Annotated in this window: 4 protein-coding genes; 1 reads left to right on the top strand and 3 read right to left on the bottom strand. The window is 71.2% G+C overall.

The window, feature by feature from the left end:
* Nucleotides 1-67: 67 nt before the first annotated feature.
* From ACFE67_RS13645 to ACFE67_RS13655, 3 genes are read right to left on the bottom strand one after another with little or no spacing between them, the layout of a single operon-like run.
* A complete protein-coding gene (locus ACFE67_RS13645) occupies nucleotides 68-2,050 on the bottom strand; it encodes a glycosyl hydrolase (protein WP_375407420.1) in 1,983 nt (660 codons plus the stop codon).
* Complete coding sequence (locus tag ACFE67_RS13650) at nucleotides 2,047-2,778, bottom strand: biotin/lipoyl-binding protein (RefSeq protein WP_375407421.1); 732 nt, start codon at nucleotides 2,776-2,778, stop codon at nucleotides 2,047-2,049. Before ACFE67_RS13650 ends, ACFE67_RS13645 begins: the two co-directional genes overlap by 4 nt.
* On the bottom strand, nucleotides 2,775-4,475 hold the full coding sequence (locus tag ACFE67_RS13655; RefSeq protein ID WP_375407422.1) for a glycosyltransferase family 2 protein: 1,701 nt from the start codon (nucleotides 4,473-4,475) through the stop codon (nucleotides 2,775-2,777). Before ACFE67_RS13655 ends, ACFE67_RS13650 begins: the two co-directional genes overlap by 4 nt.
* Before the next feature lie 387 nt (nucleotides 4,476-4,862).
* Between ACFE67_RS13655 and ACFE67_RS13660 the strand changes: the two genes are divergently transcribed.
* Complete coding sequence (locus ACFE67_RS13660; RefSeq protein WP_375407423.1) at nucleotides 4,863-5,552, top strand: hypothetical protein; 690 nt, start codon at nucleotides 4,863-4,865, stop codon at nucleotides 5,550-5,552.
* The last annotated feature ends 185 nt before the right edge of the window (nucleotides 5,553-5,737 follow it).

Here is a 5,737-nt window from a genome sequence, read left to right on the forward strand (position 1 = left end):
CGCCGCTGCGTGACTGTCCCGCCTGCGTCGGCGGGCGGGACAGTCACTCGGAGGCGGGGGAGGCGGGCTAGCGGGTCAGGATCCAGGCGGCCGCGTACGACTTCGAGTTCGCGCCGTCGATCTGCTTCGCGGGGAGCGCGGCCAGCTGCCGCAGCGCTGCCGGCTTCGACCCGCCCGCCAGCACGTCGTACATCAGCAGATAGTCCGCGAACAGGCCGGTCTTCGCGGTGCGCGCCTCCGTCAGGTCCGTCCGCATCGCCGCCTTCGAGGTCCGGAGGTAGCCGGCCGCTGGGCTCATCGGGATCAGCTGGATACCCAGCTTCGCTGCCGGATCCGCGCTGAACCAGGTCGCGCTGTCCCGCTTGCCGCCCCAGAGCAGCGACACGAAGGAGTGCTGGAAGGCGGGGAACGCGGTCAGGTCCGGGTCGAGCCAGAACGTCTTCGTCGCGGCGGCTTCATTGGCGAGCAGCCACTGCGCGGTCGAGCGGAGCCCGGCGTCCCTGCGCACCTGCGCCCAGAGCGCGAGGCCGTTCCAGGCGTTCACCGCCTCGGAGGTCGACTCCTGGTTGTTGCCGTCGGCGAATGGCGAGTAGCCGCTCGCCCACGAGTGGCCCGCCCACGGGTCGTACATGCGCAGCGCCGGGAGCCCGCGCTGCGCGGTCGGCGAAGCGATGTCGGCCGCGAGCAGGTCGATGACGGGCCCGATCTTCGTGGCGAGCGAGGGGCGGTCCCGGACTGCGACCGCGGCCGCGTAGAGGAAGTAGCCGTAGTGGAAGTCGTGGTCGTTGAACTGCTCGCTGCCGTAGGAGGCCTCGAGGCCGACCACGCCGCCGATGCGGTTGTCGCGCACGAAGCAGTGGGTCGCGCGGGTGCGGCAGCCGTCCACCTCCGTCCACTCGATCAGCGCCTGCTGCAGCTTCTTCCGCGCGGTCGCTGCGGACGCCGGATCGTGGACCGCCTTCGCGACCGTCAGCAGGTTCGCGAGCCGGTAGAGCCACTTCCCACCGCCGTAGGTGTCGGCGGGCTCCGCCGGCGTCGCGCGCAGGTCGCGTCGCAGCTGCGCCCGGATCGCGGTCAGGCGGGCTGCGGAGGCATCGCCGAGGTCGAGCGAGTCGGAGGCACGGACCGCAGCGACCCGGTAGCCGATCGTGCGGCCGGTGCAGAGCGACAGCGTGCCGAGCGACGACAGGACGCTGCCGGCGCTGCATCCCGCTCCCCCGGCCTGCTGCATCGCCGTGGCCGCGAGGACCGTCGGCCTGCTGCCGGTGGTGTGGTAGGTCAGCTTCGTCGCGACCCGCTTCCCCGCCGTCGAGTGCGACACCGCGGAACCGGTCACGACGCCGTCCGCGCCGGTGGCGAGCGTGGTCGCCGAGACGTCCTTCGGAATGGCCCACAGCACCGCCCGCTGGCCCGCCGCGAGCTGGAGGCGCGTGCCGGACACGCTGCCGTCGGGCGCCTTGACGCCGTAGGTGGTCCCCGCGATCACGGTCTGCAGCGTGCCGTCGGAGGCAGGCTGCAGAGCGGTCGTGAACGTGGCCGAGAGCGCGCGGCGCGCGGTCACGGCGACGTACGGCCAGCCCTCCGCGGTGAGCACGTCGGCCGCGCCGAACCGGCTCGTCACCGTGAGCGCGTCGTAGTCCGTCACCTTCAGGGCGGCCCCGCTGAAGCGCAGACCGAGCCCCGCGACCGCCGAGCCGAAGATCGTGTCCGCGGTCCCCACGGGCTGCGGCAGCCCGATCGCGAAGCCGTGGGCGGAGGCGGTGTACGACAGGGGCATCGGGAAGACCGGCTGCGGCTTCGCACCGAAGACCAGGCCGGAGAACCAGCGGTTCGTCGGGACCGCGAGCCCCGCGGCGAGTCGCGCGGGCCGCTGCTGCGCGGACTTCTGCGGCAGCGTCCCGAGCGCTGCGCTGAGCGCGGCGGGTGCTTCACGCGATGCGGCTGCCGTCGGCGCGGCGCGCTCGACCGTCGCGGTGCAGCCCGTGAGCAGCGCGCCCAGAGCGGCGATCGCCGGGAGAAGCAGGGCGAGTCGGCGTCGCCCCACGGTCACAGGCCCACCTTGCGCAGCAGCGCCCTTCCGGCGTCGAGCACGCCGGAGAGCGGCCCGTCGTCCTTCAGGTGCACGGTGGCCGTGACCGGGGTGCCCGACTGGATCAGGCCGCCCTCGCCGCCGTCGACCAGCTGCGTGCTCGTCACCTCGATCTGCGCGACCGCACGGGCGCCGGCGGTCGACACCGCGATCTCGCCGACGCGGCCCTCCACGGTGCTCTGGTTCGGCAGCAGCAGATCCACGACCGCGCCGTGCGCGAGGCGGCCGTAGTCGGTCGGGGTCAGCGAGACCTTCGCCGTCACCGTGAGCGATCCCGCCTTCGCGATCCTCAGGAGGGTGTCGCCCGCCTGCACGAACATGCCGGACCGCACCTCCAGGCCGCGTACCGTGCCGTCGACGGCGGACTCGAACTGGATCACGCCCGTCTTCGAGACCGAGTACCCGAGCGAGCTCGTCGTCACCAGCCCCTGGCGCAGATCGTGCAGCAGGCTGGCGCTGCGCACCGCGACCAGAGGCTGCCCCGCGCGCACCTGCTGCCCCTCCTTCACCTCCACCTGCGTCACGGTGCCGGAGTACGTCGAGCCCACCGGGTAGTCGACCGCGGTGATCGTCGCGGTCTCGCTCGTCGCGCTGTGCTGCCGCTGGTTGAACACCAGCGTGAGCGCCGCGACGAGCACGAGCACCCCGATCGAGCCGAACAGCAGACGGAATCGGTTGCCCCAGGTCATGCGACTCCTGCCATGCGCTCGTCGGACTCCGCCTCGAAGGCCGGCACCGCCGTCAGCGACGACACCGGGGCGGTCACGATGCGGGTGACCCGGCGCGCGACCCGCGCCTCCCGCTTCATACGGCCGTGCTCCCTGGCGGCGAATCCGATGAAGGAGCCGATGATCAGGGTGTTCGTGATGTTCCAGGCGGAGGCGAGTGTCACGACGCCGTTGTCCATGTCCCGCCAGACACCCACGGCGCTGGTCAGGGCGAGGAACAGGAAGGTCAGCATCTGCGGGACGATGTAGTTGAACGGCGACGAGACCTTGCCCCTGCTGCCGGTGGCGCTCCAGGTCGTCCTGCGGCCCGTCAGCGCGTTGCTCAGGGCCTTCAGGTGGATCGGGAACGAGGCGGCGGAGAGCAGCAGCGTCTCGAAGCGGAACGAGCCGACCGCGTAGAACGCGAGCCCGATCTGCATGCCGTAGAAGCCGGCGTAGTAGAGCGCCCAGGTCAGCGGGGTGATGACGAGGTTCATCGGCCGCAGGTCGAGGAAGATCTCGAGCGGCGGCACGAGCAGCAGCAGCGCCGTCGCGATGCCGGTGAGGTAGTGCGTCGCGGTCGAGAAGTACTGCAGCCGCTGGTCGAGCGTGAGGCGGCGGCGGAAGCCGAAGGGGTTGTGCGTCAGCAGGATCTCGAAGCCGCCGGTCGCCCAGCGCAGCTGCTGCTTCGCGTACGCCGCGATCGTCTCCGGCGCATCGCCGATGGCCAGCACCTCGGGGAGGAACACGCTGCGCCAGCCGCGCTCGTGCAGGTGCAGCGAGGTCCAGACGTCCTCCGACGCCGACTTCGTGTACATCCCGCCGATGTCGTCGATCGCAGCGCGCCGGAAGATCACGTTCGTGCCGACGCAGAACGCCGCGTTGAAGCGGTTGCGGCCCGGCTGGATCAGCTTGTAGAAGACCGTCTGCATGTAGCCGGCGCCGCGGGAGATGAAGTTGGTGAGGTTCCCGTAGGTCTGCGGGGTCTGCACGAAGGCGACGCTGCGGCGGGAGAAGAACGGCAGGGTCTCGATCAGGAACTGGTCGGACGCCACGAAGTCGGCGTCGAGGATCACGAAGTACTGCCCGGTCGTGCGGGCGAGCGCCGCGTTGATGTTGCCGGCCTTCGCGTGCTCCCGCTCGGGGCGGCGGAAGTAATGCGCGCCGCTGGAGCGCGCCAGGCGGCGGACCTCGTCGGAGTGGCCGTCGTCGAGCACGTAGGTGCGGTGCCGGCCGTGCATCGCGACCGCCGCCTGCACGGTGCGGCGGATGACCGCGAGCTCCTCGCCGTAGGTGGTGATGAACACGTCGACGTCGACCTGCTCGCCGGCGACCCGCAGGGGCCACCGGCCCGGCTCCCGCTCGAGCGCGGACTCGCGGATGAAGCGGCCGTCGAACAGCAGCTCCTTCGCGCGGTGGTAGCCGTAGTCCCTCGGATCCTGCGAGCCCGCGAGGATCGTCCACATCGACAGCAGCGCGGTGATGACGAGCACGGACTCCGCGCCGATGACGAGCAGCCAGGGCAGCAGATCGCCACGGTTGGCGGGGTTCAGCAGGAACGACCCGTAGGCGACGATGCCGAGCACGCCCAGCAGGACGAACAGGACCATCGTCGGCGACTGAGCGGTCGCCGACTCGGTGGTGCGGCCGAGCTGGCCGGCCCCATGGCGGTTGTGCATGGTGCGGTGGGTTTTGGCGCGTCTGGGCAAATCGCGTCGGTCTCCTCGGTGCGTGCTGCGGAGCCGATGTCAACCACCGGTATCCACCGGCGTTGGCGTCGTGCATGTCCCACCCAGGGCGGAACGACCCCAGTGTGGGGGGCACGTCCGACACAGGTCGGGAACGACACACGTCTCGGCGTGTCGTTCACCGAATTCGTTCTCATCGTGTGCATGCAGGAGGTTGCCAGGGTCGATGGAGTAAGCGAGCGGGCTGCTTCCCATTACGGCGTGTCGCGCGACCTTCCTCCACGCCACGCCGTGTCGCTTCCGGGCTGATACCACGCAGTCGGTCATTCTGAGATCAGACCCCCTCGTTCGGGGGCCGGGAAGCACCGGAGGACACCGATGGGCACTGTGCTGATCGTCGATGGCAGCGATGTCTGCCGAGGTCCGATCATCGAGTTCGCGCTGCAGAAGCAGTTCATGGGCGAGGGACCGATGGCCGAGGAGACGGTGATCAGCCGCGGCCTCGAGACACCGGGCCAAGGCCTCATCTGCGACCTGGCCGCCGGGCGCCTCGGCGCCTCGATGCGCGCCGCGACCTTCTCGGTCAGCCACCGCAGCCGCGCTCTCGCTGTGGAGGACACCGAGCAGGCTGACCTGATCCTCACCGCCGAGCGCGCGCACCGCTCGGCGGTCGTGCGTCTGTCCCCGTACGCCCGCAGCCGCACCTTCACGCTGAAGGAGGCGCTGGTGCTGACCTCCGTCCTCACGGACGAGGTGCGGACCGGCCGCTCCCCGAAGCCGACGACGCTGCCCGAGACCGTCGCGCTGCTGGACGAGGTGCGCGGGTCGATCCCGCTGATCGAGCCGCCGATGCACACCAGCGTGTTCCACCGCGACCGGGCCCTGCCCGCCTCCGACCCGCTCGCGCTGGTCGACGGCCACCAGGACGCCGCGCTGCACCGTCACGCGACCGACGAGGCGTACCAGGTGGCGCTGACGCTCGGATCGCGGATGGTCGACCTGGCCGAGGACCGCGTCGCGCGCATCGGCTCGACCACGAACGACTGGTGGTGGCGCCAGCACGCCTGACCGGCGTCAGCCCCCGGCGACTCCTCGGGGAGTCGTCAAGCCCCGCGCGTCTGTACGCCCCGTTGGGTCGTCGCCCGGGTCCGCATCCGCCTCCGGATCAGCGGCTGGACGACCGCAGCAGCACGCAGCGTGCGCCGCCGGCCTCGAAGGCCGCCGTTCTGCGGCGGACCGATTGCGCGAGCCGA

The organism is uncultured Amnibacterium sp., assembly GCF_964244015.1.
Classification (GTDB): Bacteria; Actinomycetota; Actinomycetes; order Actinomycetales; family Microbacteriaceae; genus Amnibacterium.

Bases quoted from the DNA above. Each gene is read 5' to 3' on its own strand.
- ACFE67_RS13660 (WP_375407423.1), top strand. From the start codon at position 4,863: ATGGGCACTGTGCTGATCGTCGATGGCAGCGATGTCTGCCGAGGTCCG.
- ACFE67_RS13655 (WP_375407422.1), bottom strand. From the start codon at position 4,475: ATGCACAACCGCCATGGGGCCGGCCAGCTCGGCCGCACCACCGAGTCG.
- ACFE67_RS13650 (WP_375407421.1), bottom strand. From the start codon at position 2,778: ATGACCTGGGGCAACCGATTCCGTCTGCTGTTCGGCTCGATCGGGGTG.